Origin of the sequence: Kribbella sp. NPDC049174 (genome assembly GCF_043197365.1) — a bacterium.
Lineage (GTDB): Bacteria > Actinomycetota > Actinomycetes > Propionibacteriales > Kribbellaceae > Kribbella.
On record NZ_JBICSZ010000002.1, the window covers coordinates 938,743 to 957,220 of the forward strand.

General features: G+C 68.3%; 19 protein-coding genes and 1 pseudogene. 7 read left to right on the top strand and 13 right to left on the bottom strand.

The annotated features are described in order from the left end of the window. Positions 1–37: 37 nt before the first annotated feature. Positions 38–376: a winged helix-turn-helix transcriptional regulator gene (locus ACGFIF_RS15040; protein ID WP_393154836.1), complete on the top strand. Its 339-nt coding sequence runs from the start codon at positions 38–40 to the stop codon at positions 374–376. A 4-nt stretch (positions 377–380) separates the two neighbouring features. Here ACGFIF_RS15040 and ACGFIF_RS15045 read toward each other — a convergent pair whose 3' ends face one another. Together ACGFIF_RS15045 and ACGFIF_RS15050 are read right to left on the bottom strand one after the other, a co-directional pair. Next, positions 381–1,475, bottom strand: coding sequence for an epoxide hydrolase family protein (locus ACGFIF_RS15045; RefSeq protein ID WP_393154837.1), 1,095 nt, complete (start codon positions 1,473–1,475; stop codon positions 381–383). Positions 1,476–1,517: 42 nt separating this feature from the next. Then, entirely contained in the window at positions 1,518–1,877 is a 360-nt protein-coding gene (locus tag ACGFIF_RS15050; protein WP_393154838.1) for a nuclear transport factor 2 family protein, read from the bottom strand. Between the two features lie 127 nt (positions 1,878–2,004). Between ACGFIF_RS15050 and ACGFIF_RS15055 the strand changes: the two genes are divergently transcribed. Beyond that, positions 2,005–2,499, top strand: coding sequence for a hypothetical protein (locus tag ACGFIF_RS15055; protein WP_393154839.1), 495 nt, complete (start codon positions 2,005–2,007; stop codon positions 2,497–2,499). On the opposite strand, the gene ACGFIF_RS15060 is transcribed toward ACGFIF_RS15055, so the two are convergent. From ACGFIF_RS15060 to ACGFIF_RS15075, 4 genes are read right to left on the bottom strand one after another with little or no spacing between them, the layout of a single operon-like run. Then, positions 2,489–3,439, bottom strand: a complete 951-nt coding sequence (locus ACGFIF_RS15060) for an NADPH:quinone reductase (protein WP_393154840.1) — start codon at positions 3,437–3,439, stop codon at positions 2,489–2,491. The genes ACGFIF_RS15055 and ACGFIF_RS15060 overlap by 11 nt on opposite strands. After that, the gene (locus ACGFIF_RS15065) at positions 3,436–3,900 is read right to left on the bottom strand and encodes a pyridoxamine 5'-phosphate oxidase family protein (protein ID WP_393154841.1); all 465 of its coding nucleotides are present in this window, start codon (positions 3,898–3,900) and stop codon (positions 3,436–3,438) included. The genes ACGFIF_RS15060 and ACGFIF_RS15065 overlap by 4 nt, the downstream gene beginning before the upstream one ends. After that, on the bottom strand, positions 3,890–5,284 hold the full coding sequence (locus ACGFIF_RS15070) for an MFS transporter (protein ID WP_393154842.1): 1,395 nt from the start codon (positions 5,282–5,284) through the stop codon (positions 3,890–3,892). Before ACGFIF_RS15070 ends, ACGFIF_RS15065 begins: the two co-directional genes overlap by 11 nt. Positions 5,285–5,299: 15 nt before the next feature. Beyond that, complete coding sequence (locus ACGFIF_RS15075) at positions 5,300–6,439, bottom strand: FAD-dependent monooxygenase (protein WP_393154843.1); 1,140 nt, start codon at positions 6,437–6,439, stop codon at positions 5,300–5,302. Positions 6,440–6,508: 69 nt separating this feature from the next. Between ACGFIF_RS15075 and ACGFIF_RS15080 the strand changes: the two genes are divergently transcribed. Further along, the gene (locus ACGFIF_RS15080; RefSeq protein ID WP_393154844.1) at positions 6,509–7,276 is read left to right on the top strand and encodes an IclR family transcriptional regulator; all 768 of its coding nucleotides are present in this window, start codon (positions 6,509–6,511) and stop codon (positions 7,274–7,276) included. Here ACGFIF_RS15080 and ACGFIF_RS15085 read toward each other — a convergent pair. The 3 genes from ACGFIF_RS15085 to ACGFIF_RS15095 all read right to left on the bottom strand — a co-directional run bounded on the left by ACGFIF_RS15085 (position 7,262) and on the right by ACGFIF_RS15095 (position 10,020). Then, a complete protein-coding gene (locus tag ACGFIF_RS15085) occupies positions 7,262–8,473 on the bottom strand; it encodes an epoxide hydrolase family protein (protein ID WP_393154845.1) in 1,212 nt (403 codons plus the stop codon). The two genes, ACGFIF_RS15080 and ACGFIF_RS15085, sit on opposite strands and share 15 nt — an antisense overlap. A gap of 7 nt (positions 8,474–8,480) precedes the next feature. Further along, positions 8,481–8,909: a MarR family winged helix-turn-helix transcriptional regulator gene (locus ACGFIF_RS15090; protein ID WP_393154846.1), complete on the bottom strand. Its 429-nt coding sequence runs from the start codon at positions 8,907–8,909 to the stop codon at positions 8,481–8,483. Positions 8,910–8,979: 70 nt separating this feature from the next. Continuing rightward, positions 8,980–10,020 (bottom strand): hypothetical protein, encoded by a 1,041-nt coding sequence (locus tag ACGFIF_RS15095; protein ID WP_393155490.1) that lies wholly within the window; start codon positions 10,018–10,020, stop codon positions 8,980–8,982. Between the two features lie 563 nt (positions 10,021–10,583). On the opposite strand from ACGFIF_RS15095, the gene ACGFIF_RS15100 reads away from it, so the two are divergent. Next, entirely contained in the window at positions 10,584–10,760 is a 177-nt protein-coding gene (locus tag ACGFIF_RS15100; RefSeq protein ID WP_393155491.1) for a hypothetical protein, read from the top strand. A 463-nt stretch (positions 10,761–11,223) separates the two neighbouring features. Here the strand turns inward: ACGFIF_RS15100 and ACGFIF_RS15105 are convergent. The 4 genes and pseudogenes from ACGFIF_RS15105 to ACGFIF_RS15120 all read right to left on the bottom strand — a co-directional run. Next, a pseudogene (locus ACGFIF_RS15105) lies at positions 11,224–11,430 on the bottom strand (FHA domain-containing protein); the annotation flags it as partial. A 164-nt stretch (positions 11,431–11,594) separates the two neighbouring features. After that, positions 11,595–12,746 carry a hypothetical protein gene (locus ACGFIF_RS15110; RefSeq protein WP_393154847.1) on the bottom strand — a complete coding sequence of 384 codons (1,152 nt, stop codon included), beginning with the start codon at positions 12,744–12,746 and terminating at the stop codon, positions 11,595–11,597. A gap of 244 nt (positions 12,747–12,990) precedes the next feature. After that, positions 12,991–13,716 carry a hypothetical protein gene (locus ACGFIF_RS15115; protein WP_393154848.1) on the bottom strand — a complete coding sequence of 242 codons (726 nt, stop codon included), beginning with the start codon at positions 13,714–13,716 and terminating at the stop codon, positions 12,991–12,993. Next, positions 13,713–14,294: an ArsR/SmtB family transcription factor gene (locus ACGFIF_RS15120; RefSeq protein WP_393154849.1), complete on the bottom strand. Its 582-nt coding sequence runs from the start codon at positions 14,292–14,294 to the stop codon at positions 13,713–13,715. Before ACGFIF_RS15120 ends, ACGFIF_RS15115 begins: the two co-directional genes overlap by 4 nt. A gap of 188 nt (positions 14,295–14,482) precedes the next feature. On the opposite strand from ACGFIF_RS15120, the gene ACGFIF_RS15125 reads away from it, so the two are divergent. The 3 genes from ACGFIF_RS15125 to ACGFIF_RS15135 are packed head-to-tail and all read left to right on the top strand — an operon-like array spanning position 14,483 to position 18,473. Further along, a complete protein-coding gene (locus ACGFIF_RS15125; protein WP_393154850.1) occupies positions 14,483–16,606 on the top strand; it encodes an alpha-galactosidase in 2,124 nt (707 codons plus the stop codon). A gap of 44 nt (positions 16,607–16,650) precedes the next feature. Beyond that, positions 16,651–17,595, top strand: a complete 945-nt coding sequence (locus tag ACGFIF_RS15130; protein WP_393154851.1) for a carbohydrate ABC transporter permease — start codon at positions 16,651–16,653, stop codon at positions 17,593–17,595. Next, positions 17,592–18,473, top strand: coding sequence for a carbohydrate ABC transporter permease (locus tag ACGFIF_RS15135; protein WP_393154852.1), 882 nt, complete (start codon positions 17,592–17,594; stop codon positions 18,471–18,473). The genes ACGFIF_RS15130 and ACGFIF_RS15135 overlap by 4 nt, the downstream gene beginning before the upstream one ends. Positions 18,474–18,478: the final 5 nt, after the last annotated feature.

The window sequence follows — 18,478 nt, forward strand, 5'->3', positions numbered from 1 at the left end:
TATGATGCTTCGGAAAGAGAAGCGCAAGGAGGTGGCGATGCCGGACCAGCCTCGTCCGGGTGTACCGGTTCGTGGTTCGACGACCGGGCGGCCACTGATGGCGGCGCTCGATCTGCTCGGGCAGCGGTGGACGTTGCGGGTGATCTGGGAACTGCGCACCGACGCACTGGGTTTCCGTGAACTCCAGCGCCGCTGCGGGCAGATGTCGTCGAGCGTCCTGAGCACCCGCCTCGCCGCCCTGACCGGAGCCGCCATCGTCTCCCTGGACGATGACGGCTACTACTTGACCCCGCTCGGCAAGGACCTCATCACCGCCCTGCGCCCCCTGCAGTCCTGGGCCGAGGACTGGGAGAAATCCCTGCCGGAGGAGGCCTGACCGGTCAGGCGAGACCGGTGAAGAACGCTTGGAGATCCTCGGCGTAGTTGGTTGGGTTGCTCATGGCAATGAAGTGGTGACCGGCCGGGTTGGTCTCCGGCCAGTGGGTGATGGTGTTGGTGCGGGCGGCCAGCCGGCGGATCCCGGGTGCGCCGCTGTACACGCCGGTGGGGACGAGTTTCTGACCTTCGGGCCACAGTGGGCCGGTGGCGTCGTAGTACGGGAGTGCCGAGGATCCGAACGTTGCGGTGAACCAGTACACACTCAGGTTCGTCAGGAACAGATCGCGGTCGATCGCCTTCTCGAGCGGTTCGCCGCTGGCGTTGAACTCGTGGAACTTCTGCGTCATCCACGCGAGCGCGGCGACCGGTGAGTCGTTCCACCCGTAGGCGAAGGTCTGCGGCGCCGTACTCAACAGCGCGTGGTGGTCGACGCCGTGCATCCAGTCCGCGTTCATCAGCTCAGCGAACGCGGCCTGCTCCTCCTCGTTCAGCTCGGGCAGGTCAGCTTCGGTCGGAAAACCCAGGCCGCCCGTGATGTACACGCCGACCACATGCGACGGATCCGCCTTCGCGACTTCCGGTGCGACGTACGCGCCGAAGTCCCCGCCCTGTACGCCGTACCGCTCATAGCCGAGGCGACGCATCAGTTCGGCCCAGACCTGTCCCACTCGGGCGGCACTCCAGCCGGTGTCTCGCGGTGCCGCCGAGAATCCGAACCCGGGAACGGACGGCACCACCACGTCGAAGCCTCGGGACGTGAGCGGCCCGATCAGCTCGGTGAACTCGACGAACGAGTTCGGCCAGCCGTGGCTGAGGAGCAGCGGCAGGGCATCCGGCCGCCCGGAGCGGACGTGCAGGAAGTGGATGTCCAGACCCTCGATCTCGGTCAGGTACTGCGGGAACTCGTTCAACCGTGCCTCGGCAGCGCGCCAGTCGTACCCGGTCTGCCAGTAGCTCGCCAGCTCCCGGAGCTTGCTCACCGGAACCCCGCGGCTCCACCCGTCGCCGGGGAGCTGCGGGGTCCAGCGAGTGTTCCCCAACCGGGCGGCCAGGTCGTCCAACGAGGCCTGCGGGATGTCGATGCGAAAAGGTCTCATGGAGACGACGCTACGGACAGTAGAGGACAGGTCACGTCCTCTTCACAGCATGCCGTGAACCGTCTCAGTGACAGGTTGTACGACGTCCCAGTGTTCGACGATCTGGTGGTCGACAAAGCGCCAGAGGTCGACGACGGCCTCGCCCTCGGGGTTGTCCGGTGTGGTCATCAGGTAATGCATCACGACGTACTCGTCGTCGGCGATGACCCGACGCAGGTCGAGCTGGGCGCCGGCGACCGGGGCCCGGGCGATGAACTCGATGAAGGCGTCGCGCCCGGACGGGTTGCCGGGGCTGTGTTCGACGAAGTCCTCGTGGAGGAGCGGTCGCAGGACCTCGATGTTGCCGTTGGCAAACTCCTGGAACGCGTGCTGGGCGAGTTGCTTGTTCTCCATGGCTCTCATGGCACCGACAGTCTCTGACGCGGGGTCATGCTGTCGATTACAAGGGTGGTAATCGCGAGGCCGATCGTACGCCGGAGATACTCGACGGCATGTCCCACGACAGGCCGGTCGGCGTACTGCTCAGAGAGTGGCGCCACCGCAGGAAGCTGAGCCAGCTCGACCTCGCGATCCAGGCCGACGTATCCACCCGTCATGTCTCATCCTTGCCAACAACGCACTCGACGTCTTCCTCGACGGGGTCGACCCCGAGCTGCTGAAACCGCCGATCCACATGATGCGCCTCGGCCTGCATCCCGACGGGTTCGCGAAGCGGATCCGCAACCTCGCCCAGGTCCGCGGTTACCTGCTACCGCGCCTGGCCCGCCAGGCCGCGAACACCCGCGACGCCGAGCTGCACAGCCTGTACGACGAACTGATTGCCTACGGCCCTGATCACGACGACCCGCCACCCGACCCCGCCGACATCGCCCTCCCGATCCGCATCCGCCACCGCGGCACCGACCTCTGCTTCATCAACGCCATCACCACCTTCGGCACCCCGTTCGACATCACCCTCGAAGAGATCGCGGTCGAGACCTATCTCCCCGCCGACACCGAGACGGCTGAGTTCTTCAAACGGTGAGCAGGATGCGGCCGCGGACGCCGGCCTCCATCTGACGGTGCGCTTCGGCAGCCGCCGACAACGGAAGTGACGGCCGCGTCCGGGCGCGCAGGCGTTTCACCGCCAGCTGATCATTGATCAACTTGGCCGCCTCCGCGAGGTCGCCGGTCGACGCGTTGCTGATCACGAACCCCCGGATGCTGGCGTCGCGGGTGTAGAGCGCACCCATCGGCAGCACCGGCCGCGCCGCCATTCCGGCCAGCGCGATGATGCGTCCTCCCTGCGCCAGCAGTGGTACGGCGGTCTCCAGGTCGTGCCGACCCGAGTTGTCGATCCACAGGTCGTACGCAGCAGCGGGTACGTCGTCGTGATAGTCGAAGACCTGATCGGCCCCGCAACTCAAACACCAGTCGAAGTCATCCGGTGAACACGAAGCAACAACCCGAGCCCCGGCCGCGGCGGCCAACTGGACCAATGCACTTCCGACACCGCCACCCGCACCCAGCACGAGAACAGTCTCACCAGGCGCCAGCGACCCATTGCGGAACAGCCCCAGGTACGCCGTCGCCGCCGTATGCAGCACCGGGACAGCCTCCGAAGCGTTGACTCCGTCCGGTAAGCGATACAGCCGATCACGCGGTACGACGGCGAACTCCGCGAACGACCCCTGCCGTCCGTCATGACCGAGACTGTTGCACCACACCCGATCCCCGGTCGCAAACTCCTCGACCGAGGACCTGACCACCGTCCCCACCAGATCCCGCCCGATCACGAACGGGAACGGCGTACTGGTCGCATACGCCCCCGACCGGACGAACGTGTCGACGTGGTTGACCGCGACGACCTCGACCTTCACCAGTACGTCGGTCGGACCCGGCGACGGCACCGGGAGTTCGCCGTACTGGATGACATCGGGCGATCCGTGCGCCGTGATGTACGCCGTCCGCATCGTGTCCGTCATCGGCCGGCTCCGCGCACCGCGTCGTACCGCGCGATCCAGGCCTTCGTGAGCTCGGCCTCGTCGGCGCCGCCGAACGTGTACGCCGGGGAAAGGATCGGCAGCGCCCGCTCGACCCGGATGAGCACGGCCTGGTTCGCGGGGTATCCGGGCCCGTTGATCGAGAGCAGCCAGGCGTTCAGTTCCTCGTACGACGGCTCGCCCGGCGGCACGATCGTCGCGGTTCCCTTGAACCGGTAGCCGCGCCGGCGGAACACGTCGATCGTGTTCACCTCGATCCGCGGGTCGGCGGCCAGGTTGCGCATCGTGTTCGGCGAGGCGATGTCCATGAAGATCAGGTGGTCGTCGTCGTACACCCGCAGCGATCCCTTCGGCGACAGGTTCGGCGAGCCGTCCGGGCAGACCGTCGCGACGAAGGACAGCATCGCCTGCTCGACGATCATCCGCATGTCATCAGTGATCACGGGCACTTCCTTCTCCTTCGAGTGAGCGCGGGCGGCCGGACAGGGGCAGGCCGACCATCGAGCCGGACAGCAGATCGGCGTCCTGTTTCGCCGCCGGAGCACCGAGATCGACCTCGCGGGTCTCGGGCCCGACGTAGGCGCCGAGCGCGATCAGCAGCCCGCCGCCGGCGAGGAACACCAGCGGTGTCAGTTCGTACGGCATCACGGTCGCCAGGCCTTCCTGGTAGAAGGCGTAGAACGCCGGCACGATCACCGCGGTGGTGTACCCGAGACCGTAGCCACTGGAACGGATCCCGGTGTGGAACCGCTCGATGATGTAGGTCGTCACGACCGCGAACGTCGACACCACCACGACGACCAGCGCGATCGTCACCAGCGCGATCGCGACGCCACCGGAAACCTTGCCTCGGGCAATCAACCAGAACAGCAGCGGCGAGAGCACGGTGGTGGCGGCACCCTGCAGGAGGAAGAACGGACGCCGGCCGATCAGCTGTGACAGCGATCCGGCGAGCAGGTACGTGCCGATCAGGACGGCGTATGCGACGACGAGGATGAGAGTGACCGTGCTGACCGGCAGCTTCGTTCGCAGTACGCCGGGCAGCACCGCGCCGACCATGTTGAACGCCAGCCAGACGCCGGACATCAGCGTGAACACCTGCAGGAACCCGCGCAGGTTCGGGCCCTGGAACAGCTCTCGCAGCGGGTGCTGCGCTTCGCTCTTCCGGTTCTTCCACACCGGCGACTCGTCCACATTTCGGTGGTACCAGAGTGCCCAGGCGAGTGCCAGTAGCCCGCCGATCACGAACGGGATCCGCCAGCCCCAGGTCACGTACGGCGTACCGAGACCGCCGGCCGGGACGAGTTCGAGCAGTACGACGGTGATCAGCGCGATCGAGCAGTAGGCCGCCGGGAATCCGGTCATGATGATGGCGCCGTACAAGCCGCGCTTGCGGGCGGGTGAGTGCTCCAAGGCCAGTGGCGCAGCCGCGGTGTACTGGCCGCCGAGGAAGATGCCGTCGGTGAATCGCAGCAGGATCAGCGCGATGATCGCGATCATGCCGACCTGCTGGTACCCGGGCAGCGCGGCGATCGCCAGCGTGGTCAGGCCGAAGCCGATCAGCGACGTCTGGGTCGTCCGCTTCCGGCCGGACTTGTCGCTGAGGCGGCCGAAGATCAGGGCGCCCAGCGGGCGGCCGAGCAGGGTGGCCGCGAACACCACGGCGGTCAGGATCCGGTTGGCCGCGGGGGAGATGTCGTCGGGTGCGAAGTACACCGCGGCCGGAGCCAGCGCGACGATCGGCAGGTATACGTCGAACATGTCGACGTAGAGGCCGACCTGCGCGCCGAGGAGAGGTTTACGGGCGTTGCGGGGTGGTGCGCTCATGGGATGAACCTCCGGTCAGACGCCGTACAGCCAGTCGATGGGGGAATGGTCGGAGCGATCGCGGGTGCGCATCAGCTCGTTGCGCAGCAGTCGGGCGGTACCCTCGACGTGCCAGATCTCGCCCCAGATCCGGGCGGTGCGCTGGGTCCGCGCGGTGCGTGGGGCGCGGATGTTCTGGGTTTCCTCGAGGACGGCGGGCCAGTCGTGGTCCCGCCGGTGTTTGACCGCCTGGTCGGTCAGGACCTGCGCGTCCTCCAAGGCCTGGCAGGCTCCCTGGGCCAGGTACTGCAGCATCGGATGCGCGGCGTCGCCGAGGAGGCCGATCCGGCCGTGTGACCAGGTTGCCGTCGGCAACCGATCGGTCATCGGCCAGTTGCGGTCCCGCCACAACGATCCGAGTCCCGCGCGGACCGCCTCGCAGCAGTCCGCGAAGGCCTGGTCCAGCCCAGCCGGCCTGCCCTTGGTCCGGAAGACGGCGACCTGGTTGATCAGGTCGCCGCGGCGCAGTGGGTACTGCACCAGGTGGCAGTCGGGACCCAGCCAGGCGACGACACTGCGCTGGTCCACGGATTCGGGTGCCTCGTCGGCCGGCATCGTGCCCCGGTACGCGACGAAGCCGGAGTCGATCTTCTCGTCACCGACGATCGTGCTCCGCAGCCCGGAGTCCACACCGTCGAGTCCGAGCACGACCTCGCTGCCGAAGGTGGTGCCGTTGGTACACACGGTCTGCGCACGATCGGCGTCCAGGTGGACATCGGCCACCTCGTGACCGGTCAGGAGATCGACCCCTGCCTCCTTGCAGGCGGTCAGCAGTACGTCGTGCAGATCGCTCCGATGCACGACGACGTACGGCGCCTGGTAGCGGCGGCGGAACTCCGCACCGAGGTCCAGACTGGTGAGCACCCGCCCGTCCACCGCATCGCGCAGGATGAGCTGCTCCGGCAGAACGCCGCGGTCGATGATGTCGTCGAGCAGACCCCAGTCGCGCAGCAGGCGGGTCGCGTTGGGACCCAGTTGCAGCCCCGCACCCACCTCGCCGAAACGGTCGGCGCGCTCCAGCAGCCGGACGCCGAAACCGTTGCGGGCCAAGCCGTTCGCGACCGCGAGACCGCCGATACCGCCACCGACGACTACTACCTCGGACTGGTTGTCCATCTCGTTGCCTCCCTGGTCGGGTGCCACGAATCTAGAAGCCGGTTCTGCACAGCGGTATGGTTTTCTGCTATGAAGAACAAGCCGCCGTATCCGCTGTCCTCCGTCGACAACGCGTTGCGGCTGATCCACATGCTGCGCGACGAGGGCGAGCTGCGCCTGAGCGACGCCGCCGACGAGCTCGGAGTCGGGCGGTCCACGGCCCACCGGCTGCTGTCGATGCTTGTGTACCGCGACTTCGCCGTACAGGACGAGACGAGTCGGACCTACCTGCCCGGAGCCGCGCTGTCGGCCGGGCCGTTGAACGGGCAGACGCGGAACCAGGAACTCCGGCGGCTGCTGATGCCGCACCTGGAGCGGCTCTGCCATCAGGTCGACGAGTCGGTGAACCTGATGGTGCGGGTCGGCACCCACACCCGGTTCCTCGCCACAGTGGAGGCCCGGCAGGTGCTGCACGTCGGCGATCGGCAGGGAACGGTGCTGCCGGCCCACGAATCGTCCGGCGGTAAGGCGCTGCTCGCCGAGCTTCCGGACGACCACCTCGCCGAGCTGTATCTGCGAGGGCCGGAGCCGGTGCTCGGGGAGGCCGAGTTCGGCCGGCTCACCCGCGATGTCGCTCAGACGCGGCGGTGCGGTTACGCCCTCAACCTTGAGGCGACGGAGGCCGGGATCTGCGCGATCGGCCGGGTGGTCCGGGACAGCGACGGCGTGGCGATCGCGGCCATGACCATCAGCGCGCCGACCGTCCGGTTCCCGGCCGAGCGGATCGATCCACTGGCCAAGGCCCTCGCGGCAACCGCGGCGCGAGCCGGTCGCGACCTGCCATCAGGCCTCGGCTGAGCGGTTCCGGAAGGTCCGGCGGAGGTCTTCGGTCCACTCGGTCGGGAGCTCCCAAGGGATGAAGTGACCGCCGGCGGGGTGCGCGGTCAGGTTGACGTGGTTGTACCAGGGGGCGCGGTCGCTGGACAGGAAGTGCTCGATACGTTGCTCGGGCGTGGTGACGCCGGGTGGGTTCTCGTAGCCGACGAAGGTGATGCCGGTCGGCGCCTCGATGACCGGTTGGCGGTCGTGCGACGGCGTCCAGGGGTAGCGATTGTTGTTGGCGTACGTGCGGATCGAGGTGTCGATCGCGTTGCCGGCCCAGTAGATCGTGGCGTGCGTGAGTACGTCGTCCTTGCTGAACACATCTCCGTCCGTCCACTTCGCCCACCGCTCCAGCATCCACGCGAGCATCCCGGCGGGTGAGTCGGCCAGACCGAAGCCGAGTGTGCTCGGGTCGAGCACGTGGGTCGCCAGGTGGGACGCGAAACGTCGGTCCAGTTCGACGATCCGATTGTGGACAATCGGCGGCAGGTTCTCCGGGATCGGGTGACCGCCGCTGAAGTCCCAGGCCCGGTCGCCGGTGAAGAACGAGAGCTTCAGCCCCGAACCGATGTGGATCCCGTACAGCTCGTCGGCGTACTTGTGGCCGAGCTGTCCGGTGACGAGCGCGCCGACGTCACAGCCACCGGCGGCGTACTTGGGGAAGCCGAGGACGCCGGTCATCAGCTCGTGCCAGATGTCGGCGATCTTCCAGAAGTTCATGTCCGGCTGGTTCGTCAGCGGCGTGGAGAACCCGAACCCGGGCAGCGACGGCACGATCACGTCGAACGCGTCGACCGGATCACCGCCGTACGACGCGGGGTCGGCGAGCGGATCGATCACCTTCGACCAGTGCCAGAACGTCCACGGCCAGCCGTGACTCAGGATCAGCGGGGTCGGATCCGGACCGACCCCGGCCTTGCGCATGAAGTGCACCGGAACGCCGCCGACGTCGACGCGGTACTGCTCGTACTCGTTCATCGCCCGCTCGGCCTTGCGCCAGTCGAACCCGTCGGCCCAGTACTCGACGAGCTCCTGCAGGTCGGTACGACGTACGCCGTAGAAGCCGTCCTCGTTACCGGCGTCGAGCGGCCACTTGGTCATGGTCAGCCGGCGTCGCAGGTCGTCGAGCACCTCGTCCGGCACGTGGATCGGGGTCTGTTCCAGGTTCTTCATAGTTGCCTCAGGCATCTTCGGCGGCGATCTCGGTCAGGCGGGTCAGGACGTGCATCGAGGAGGCGAGGACGGCGCGCTCGTCGTCGGTCAGCTGGTCGACCAGGTCGGTCAGCCTCGCGACGCGGTTCGCGTGCCGGGAGTGGACGATCTGGCGGCCCTCGCGGGTGAGCGACAGCAACATCGCGCGGCCGTCGGTCGGGTCCGGGCGACGCTCGATCAGACCGTCCTGCTCGAGTTTGGCGACCAGGCTGGTCAATGCGGGCTGTTTGAGCTGCTCGGTCTTGAGCAGGTCCGTCAACCGCATCGGCCCGCCGCGCGACAGCGTGTGCAGCACCGACAGCGTCGAGAAGTTGAACCTCCGCACCGACGGCAACCGGATGAAGATCGTGGTGAAGTCCTCGATCACCGTCGTCAGCCGATCCACATCCAGCGCCACCCGGAGGACTATATCAATTTTCGATGTAACCCGGTAGCTGGTGGTCCTGCCGCGGCACGTAGGTAGTGCGTTAGTTGCTGAGGGCCAGGCCGGGGACAGCGATCGGTGCGTCGCCTGATTTCAGCGTGAGGGTGGCGACGGTGAGGCCTTCGGGCAGGTGGCCGGTGAAGGTGATCGTGCCGCGCTCGACACTGCCGGCGGCGATCGAGTCGGTCCACTGACTGCGGAACCCGTCGGGCTTCAGCGAGTTCCCGTCCTCGCCGGTGAAGGCGGCCTGGCCCTCGAGCGGGAGGGACAGTGTCTGGTCGCCGCCGTTGCTCACCGCGACCTCGACCCGGGTGAAGTGGCTGGTGTACGTGACGTTCTCGACGGTGACGGTGAGGCCGGCGGTGGTCTTGGCGACGGGTTTGATCAAACGATCCTGGCCCGATTCCTTGCCGGTGATGTAGCCGGCGAAGTACTCGACTCCCGCGGTGAGCGCGAACCCGCCGACACCGACGCCGAGCAGTACGACGACGATCGCGACGATCACCGGTACGTCGAGCCGACCGCCGGCCGGCCGGTTCTCGGAGGAGAACCCGTCGATGAGGGCGACAACCATCGCGGCGATCAGCGCGATCGCCGGCGGTACCAGCCACCGCAGGGGGCCACCGGCGCCGTCGGCGAAGAACGTCGCGACCAGGTTGATCAGCAAGCCGAGGCCCAGTACGGCGGCCGCGACCAGCAGGACGCGAACCAGCCGGACGTAGCCCGGTGGTGCCGGCTCAGTTGCCGGCTTCCGCCGTACGGGCGGCTCTGGCTGACGGGTAGGCGGACTCGCTTGCTCCTGTTGCTCGAAGGCTGAATCAGGCCAGCCGGCCGACTCGGCCCAGTTCGCCTGACCGCCTTCCGGCTGCGTCAGAGCGGGCCGCTTCGTTGTCGACCAAGGTGACCGCGCCGGCTCCGGATTGTCCGCCGACGGATAAGCAGCCCAAGCCGCCCCACCCGCCGATCCGCCATCCTCATCAACCCACCCAACCCGGGCCCCACCAACCCACTCCCCGCCTACACCCTCGCCACCGGCAAGCTGACCGGCCCCCGGGCCGCCATCCCACTCCGCCCCCTCAGACACCCCAATCCAAACCTCATCAGGCCCACCAGCATCCCGACCGTCGTAGGCCCACTCCACCCGCCCACCCTCGGGTCCAGCACCCGGGCCGGCGTCGGGGCCATCGGCCCACTCCTCGTGGCCACCCTCGGCGCCAGCGCTCCGGCCGGCGTCGGGGCCGTCAGCCCACTCCTCGCGCGCAGCGGCTCGGCTGTCATCGGGGTTGTTGGCCCACCCGGCGCGCTCGCCCTCGGCGCCAGCGCTCCGACCGGCCTCGGGAGTGTCGGCCCACTCGCCTTGCCCACCGTCGGGGGTGCCTGGCGCAGCCTGATCCGGCGAGCCGGCGGCGCTGGCTGCTCCGGCCTGAGCCGGGCGAGCGGTGGGCTGGTTCTGCGCGGGGTGAGTTGTCGGTGACGGGCTGCTGGCTGCAAAGCCTGCTTCCGACGGTGCGCCGGCGTTCGCGGGGCTCGGACCGGAGCGGTCTGCCCGGCTCGGCGCCGGTGGAACGGCAGGTGCACCGCCAGCCGCAGCCCCCGGAGCTCCGGGGGCGTCCGCTGGCTCTGTGCGGCGCGGCGCGGGTGAAGGAGGTGGTGCGGAAGACGGGCCACCGGCTGCAAGACCCGGCCCGGACGCGGCGCCGCCGGAGTCTGGCGGGTTCGGAGCGGATCTGTCTGCGTGGGGTGGAGGGGGTGGAGGGGAAGCTGCGCCGTCAGCAACAGGACCCGGAGTGCCAGCCGCTGCGCCAGCGGCCAGGCCCGCTGTAGCGCCGGGCGCGGATGCGGGGTTCGGGGTGGAGCGATCCGACCGGCTTGGCGGGAGTGGAGCGGAGGCTGCATCGCCAGTAGCAGGACCCTGGGCACCGCCCGCCGCTGTACCAGCCGCGAGGCCCGCTGCGGCACCGGTGGCGTGCGCGGGGTCTGGGGTGGAGTGGTCCGCTCGGCTTGGCGGGAGTGGAGGGGAGGCTGCACCGCCAGCAGCAGGACTCGGAGCGCCGGCCGCCAGGCCTGCTGCGCCCGCGCCGGTGCCGGCTGCCAGGCCTGCTGCGCCTGCCGAGTCCGCCGCGCCTGCCGCGCCTGCGGGGCTGGACGGAGCGCCGTTGGGCTGGCTGGAAGGGGGCGGGGCCGCGGGAGGGTGGTGCTGGTCGGGGGCGGGGGTTGCCTCGGTGGGTTCGTGGAAGGTGAGGGCAGAGCGGCCGATCTGGATGCGGTCGCCCTCGGTGAGGGGGGTGGGGGCGGCGAGGCGGCGGCCGTTGAGGGCGGTGCCGTTGCGGGACTCGTCGACGAGGGTCCACGTCGTACCGGAGCGGTTCAGCCGGGCGTGGATGCGGGAGATCTGGTCGTCCGACGGCAGCCTGATGTCGGCGTTCGAGCCGCGGCCGATGGTGATCGTGTCGCTGTCGGCAGGCAGCGTCCAGCGCTGCGAACCGAGCGACACCGCGAATTCGGTTTCCAACTAACACCCCACCACGCAGCCAACCCGTCTGCGCGATTGTGCCTGCCCGACCCACCCCGGGTCCAGACCGCCCCGCCCCCATGAGCCTCGTCACACCCGTTCACGCCTACGGCGGCCCGCGGACGAGCCGCCGTAGGCGTCAGTTGTCAGTTGAGGGTCATGCGCGGCTCGCCGTTCAGCAGACCCGTGCCGGAGATGGTGCAGGTGCCGCCACGGTTCTGGGTGTAGGCCTGGCGCACGCAGGAGCGGGTGGCCAGTTGGGCCCAGTAGTTGGGGTGGAGGGATTCCTGGAGGTAGTAGTTGGAGCCGACCGTGGTCACCGTGCGGATCTGGTTGATCCACTCGGTCCTGTCGACCGCGGTCGATTGGGTCCAGGAGCTCAGGCCGACCTCTTCGTACAGGCCGACCGTCTTCTCACACAGCCGCCTGCCGTTGAACGCTGACTGCAGTTCGAGTACTCGCGCGTTGGTCACCCCCGACTGGCCGATCGCCGCCCGGACCGTGTTGTTGATGGTGGTGAGCGCGGTGCTGTTCGCCCAGTCGGCGTCCGCGTTCCAGAAGCCGCAGCCGCCGACGCTCTGCCGGCTGTAACCGCTCTGGCTGTACCGGATCCCGCTGCCGGGCGGAAGCGGCGACGGATAGGTCTGCACGAGCAGCGTCCACCCACTGTCGGAGTAGCCGGCGTTCTGCATGGCGGTACGGACGTTCTGGAACGCGGCCGCGATCCGGCCTCGGACGGCGGTCACGTTGGCGGCGGTGAAGTTCGCGACCACCGAGGAGTCGTCCTTGCAGTAGTCCGGGTTCCAGGACGGCGACAGCAGGAAGTCGGTCACGCATTGGGTCACGATCGAGGCGAAGTTGAAGTCGTTGCCGCCGATCGACACGACCACCTGTTTCACGTTGTGGTTCGCGGCGAACTGCTGCAGCATCTTGGCCTGGCCGAGGCGCCCGGCCCCGTCGTCGTAGAAGTCGATCCCCGGCTTGAAGTAGTCGCCGGTGCTGGTCGTGGTGCGGGCACCTGAGCAGGCCAGGTTCAGCCCGCCGACGCCGCCACCGATGTATGCCTCGGCCGAGCGGCTGCGGTGGCACCTCGGGATCAGCTCGGCGGTACCGCTCGCGTTGTCGTGGTACGCGTGCGCGCCGAGCGCGTCGGCCGGGGCTTCGGAGTTGTTCGAGCTGCCGGCCCAGCGACCGGCCTCACCCGAGATGTACGAGTCGCCGACGGTCACGACGTACGGCGTACCGGACCCGGGGCCATCGGCCTGCGCCGGGGTTGCGACCAGGCCGAGCCCAGCCATGGAGAGCACGAGAACCGCGGATACCGAAAAAGAGCGGGGCGGAATCTTCACCGGAAGGCCTCTCTCACCAGAGGTCGGTGACCGCCCGGACCCCCGTGCCGGTCACCGTGGCGAGAATGTACTCCCGAGTAATCACCCAAAGGTAGACCGAGAGTACTGGCACCTTTGCGCCCTGTCACCGCGGTGTCAGCGGGCGGTGTCAGCGGGCGGTATCAGGGGGCGAGCCAGTACTCCCGGCTCGCCGTCACCCGCCGAGGTCGAGTGGGGTCGGGTAACGCTCCTCCCACCATGCCTTCCACCGGGCGTCGAGAGAGTCGCGGTCGACGTCGCCGTACATGCTCAGGATCGCCATCGAGGCGCCGTCCGGCTTCTTCTCCGACGGCGGGATGTGGCTGAGAACGAGTAGCCCGTTGCCCCAGCCGTCGACGGTCAGGCCGACCTGGTGCTCGGAGGTGAACCACACCTGTCCCTTGGCCGGCTCACCGATCAGATCCAGCTCGTACGGCGTATCGTCCGGCTGCGGATCGACCCCCAGTTCGGCGATCGGGGAGCGGGCGCCGGCGCCCGAGTAGAACAGCGTCCGCCGCGGCTCGCCCGGGTGAAACTCCATCGCGAACCGCAGTTGGTGCAGGAACGTGATCCAGCCCTCGGTGACGTCGTCGTAGTACGCGTCCCACTCGGGATTCGCGCCGTACGGCGCCCTGGTCAGGGCGATCCGCGATCCGCCCTCGACCGCCTCGACCACGAACTCGTCGCCGTTACCGAGGGTGAGGATCCCACTCGCCGCGTCGGCCGTGACCTGGGTGAAGTAGATCAGGTCGATCTCCTCCTCCAGGCCCGGACCGCCCTCGGTGCCCTCGTACTCCCAGCCGTGCCAGTGCCGGATCTTGTCCTTGTTTCGCATCGCGTCCCACACCGCCTCGACCGGCGCGGCCACGGTCACCACGATCCGCGGTCCGTCCTCACTCATGCGTTCTCTCCCGTGTCCTCGGTACGGCGGGCCGCCGGATGGCCGCCCGCGATCAGCCGGTAGGGGCGACCGTCCTCGGTGTCGAACTCCTCGACGGTCCGCCGGATCGCCTCCGTCAGCGCGTCGGTGAACCGGTGCACGTCGCCCGGCTCGCCGAACCGCACCTCCGCCTCGAGGGTGAAGGTGAGCAGTCGCTTGCCCGCGGCATCGGCTTTGCTCTGCATCCGGGCCACGTCCCGAACGGTGCCGGCGGCAACGTCGACCAGGTGCTCGGCGGCGTACTGGTCCTGGATCGTGCTGAACGCGCGGCCCATCACCGCCGGGTCGACCACCAGGGTCGCGGCGGACGCGCGCAGGATCCGCTCGGTGAACCCGCGCCGCTGCCGCTCCTCGACCAGCTCGATCAGACCGGCCTTCTCCAGCTCGCGGAGGTGGTAGTTCACCCGCTGCCGGGGCAGCTCGAGCGCGGCCGCGAGCTGGGTCGCCGACGAGGGTTCCCGGAGCAGGTCGAGCAGCTGCCGCCGGATCGGCGACAGCGCCATCCGAACCTTCTCCGGCTCCTCCATATAGCGCAGCACGCCTTCAGATTCCACTTGACAGGAAAATTTGTCAATAGCCCCGCCTCTCCGTCTGAGCCGTGGATAACGGTTGCACGATGCGCGGACAGGCTTAGGCTACTTACTTAACTTCGTGAAGCATTGACATCCGGGCTGGCGGGGTAAATAGTTCCGTCCTGAAATCAATCAGAAAGCAGAGTGAATCAACAGTGTCGAACATCGAGGTGCTGCAGCTCCGGGCTGCCGGGGTCAGTCTGGTGCTGGACTGCTCTGGTCCCGCCCTTCCGTCCGTCCTGCACTGGGGCGCGGATCTCGGCGAGCTGACCGGGAAAGCTCTGCTGGAACTGAGGCGTGGGGCCGGTGCGGTGCAGACCGGCAACGGCCTCGACGACAACCTTCCGGTCGCGATCGTGCCGGAGTACGCGGCCGGCTGGTTCGGCCTGCCGGGCCTGAGCGGCCACCGCGACGGCCGGGACTTCTCGGCGAGCTTCCGGCTGACCAGCGTCGCGCAGACCGGCAACACCGTGCAGGTGGACGCCGAGGACCCCGAGGCCGCGCTGACGATCCGCCTCACCATCGAGCTGACCGACTCCGGCCTGGTCCGGGCCAAGGCGGATCTGACCAACGCGGGCGAGTCGCCGTACACGGTGGACGGGCTGGTGCTCGCGCTGCCGGTCCCGACCGAGGCGACCGAACTGCTCGACATGACCGGCCGGCACATCGGTGAGCGGCACCCGCAGCGGCACGAGTTCACCCAGGGCGCGCACATCCGGGACAATCGCCGCGGCCGCACCGGCGCCGACGCCACCCTGCTGCTGATCGCCGGTACGCCGGGCTTCGACTTCGGCACCGGCGAGATCTGGGCCGTGCACACCGCCTGGAGCGGCAACCACCGGTCCTACGCCGAGCGCGGCATGAGCGGGTACGGCGTGGTCGGCGGCGGCGAACTGCTGCTGCCCGGCGAAGGACGGCTGGAAGCACAGGGCACCTACAGCACGCCGTGGATCTACGGCTCGTACGGCGTCGGCCTCGACCGGCTGTCGGCCCGCTTCCACGAGTTCCTGCGGGCCCGGGACAACCACCCGCAGATCGAGCGTCCCGTCGTACTGAACACCTGGGAAGCGGTCTACTTCGACCTCGACCTGGACAAGCTGAAGGCGCTCGCGGACGCGGCCGCCGAGGTCGGCGCCGAGCGGTTCGTGCTGGACGACGGGTGGTTCCGCGGCCGGCGGGACGACCACGCCGGGCTCGGCGACTGGTACGTCGACGAGGAGATCTGGCCCAAGGGTCTGCACCCGCTGGTCGACCACGTGACGGGCCTCGGCCTGCAGTTCGGCCTCTGGGTCGAGCCGGAGATGGTGAACCCGGACTCCGACCTGGCCCGGGAGCACCCCGACTGGATTCTTGCCACCGGCAACCGGATGCCGCCGACCGCGCGGCACCAGCAGGGCCTCAACCTCGGTGTCCCGGGGGCGTACGACTACATCCTCGAGCGGCTCGACGCGCTGCTGAACGAGTACGACATCGCGTACCTGAAGTGGGACCACAACCGCGACTTCGTCGACGGCGGCAACCAGCTGACCGGGACGGCCGGCATCCACGCGCAGACGCTCGCGGTGTACCGGCTGATCGACGAGCTGAAACTGCGGCACCCGGGGCTGGAGATCGAGTCCTGCTCGTCCGGCGGCGCCCGCGTCGACCTCGGCATCCTGGAGCGCACCGACCGGGTCTGGGGCAGCGACAGCAACGACGCGCTCGAGCGCCAGAAGATCCAGCGCTACACCCAACTGCTGCTGCCGCCGGAGTTGATCGGCTGCCACGTCGGCCCGCCGCGGGCGCACACCACCGGCCGCACCCAGGCGCTCTCGTTCCGCGCGATCACCGCGCTGTTCGGCCACTTCGGCATCGAGTGGGACATCGCGTCCGCGAGTAGCGAGGAGCGCGAGGAACTGGCCGGCTGGGTTGCCCTGCACAAGGAACTCCGGCCGCTGCTGCACACCGGCCGCGTGGTCCGCGCTGACCGCGGTCCGAACGACTTCCTGCTGCACGGCGTCGTCGCGCAGGACGGCTCGCGCGCGGTGTACGCCGCCGTACAACTGACCCAGTCGATCACCTCGGCCGTCGGCCGGGTCCGGCTGCCCGGTCTCGACCCGAACCGGACCTACCGGGTGAACAAGACGGCGACACCCGGACCGGAGTCGCGCGCGGTGTCCTGGTGGACCGACGGCGGTCAGGTGGAGCTGAACGGCGCAGCACTCGCCACGGTCGGGGTGCAGATCCCGGCCCAGTGGCCCGAGCACGCGATCTTGCTGGATGTGACTGCGATCGACTAGCCGTCCAGGAGCTAGCCGGATCGCCGACCGAGAAGGAGATCCCCGTGACCGTGACCACCAACGCACCGCCCGACAAGAGACGAAGTCACGGGGAGGTTGCTTCGCCGCCCACCAGGCGGCGAAGCCTCGGGGACCTGAAGGTCGCGATGATCTTCCTGGCTCCGGCGACCCTCGGTTTCGTCGTGTTCTACATCTGGCCGACGTTGCGCGGTGCCTACCTGAGCTTCACCGAGTACAGCCTGCTGTCCGCGCCGAACTTCAACGGCCTGGCGAACTACGAACGGATGATTCAGGACAGCTTCTTCTGGAACGCGCTGGTGGTCACGGTCGAGTACGTCGTGATCAACATCGGGGTCCAGACGGTCCTGGCGGTGGGCATCGCGATGCTGATGTACCGGCTGACCCAGTCGATCACGGTCCGGGCGGTGGTGCTGCTGCCGTACCTGATCGCGAACGTGGTGGTCGCGCTGGTCTGGTACTGGATGCTCGACTTCCAGGTCGGCATCGTGAACCAGGGGCTGACGTACGTCGGGATCGACCCGGTCGCCTTCTTCGGCGAGTCCCAGTGGGCGATCCCGACCATCGCCGGCATCAACGTCTGGCGGCACATGGGCTACACCGCGCTGCTGGTGTTCGCCGGCTTGCAGATGATCCCGAAGTACGTCTACGAGGCCGCCGAGGTGGACGGATCGACGGAGTGGAAGACGTTCTGGCGGATCACGCTGCCGCTGCTGCGGCCCGTTCTGGTGATGGTCCTGGTGGTCACCATGATCGGTTCGTTCCAGATCTTCGACACGGTCGCCGTGACCACGCAGGGCGGTCCGATCAACGCGACCCGGGTCATCTACTACTACATCTACGAGCGGGCGTTCACCCGGTTCGACTTCGGCTACGCCTCCGCGATGGCGATGGTGCTGTTCGCGATCCTCGCGGTGGTCTCGCTGGTGCAGTTGCGGCTGCTGCGGGCGAAGGAGAGTGACCTGGCATGAGAAAGGAATTCAACGTCGGCCGCACGGTCGCGTGGGCCTGCCTGATCGTGCTGATGCTGGTCACGATCTTCCCGTTCTACTGGATGTTGCGGACGGCACTGTCCGACAACACCCAGCTCCCCGGCCACCCGAATTCATTGCTCCCGGTGGAGACCACCCTGGGCGCGTTCAAGCGAGTGCTCGGACTGTCGACGATCGAGGAGGCGCAGGCCCAGGGCGGCTCCGGCGCGGCCGTCAACTTCTGGCTGTACCTGCGCAACTCGTTGATCGTGGCAACGGTCACGACGATCTGCCAGGTGTTCTTCAGCGCGATGGCGGCGTACGCGTTCGCCCGGCTGCGCTGGCCCGGCCGGGACAAGGTGTTCGCGCTGTTCCTGGCCGCGCTGATGGTGCCGCCGATCTTCACCACGCTGCCGAACTTCGCGCTGATCAAGAACCTCGGGCTGCTGAACAGCTTCGCCGGCATCATCCTGCCGGGAGCGTTCATGACGCCGTTCGCGATCTTCTTCCTGCGCCAGTTCTTCCTCGGCATCAACCGGGAACTGGAGGAGGCGGCGATGATCGACGGCGCCGGGCACCGGAAGATCTTCTTCGGGCTGATCATCCCGATGAGTGGGGCGCCGATCGCCACGCTGGCGATCCTGACCTACATCAACTCCTGGAACGACTACTTCTGGCCGTTGCTGGTCGGCCAGCAGGAGAACGTCCGGGTGCTGACGGTCGCCCTCGGCGTGTTCCGCTCGCAGACGCCGCAGGGCGGGCCGGACTGGGCCGGGTTGATGGCCGCCGCCCTGATCGCGGCGCTGCCGATGATCATCTTGTTCTGCCTGTTCGCCAAGAAGATCACCAACTCCATCGGTTTCTCCGGGATCAAGTGAGGTGC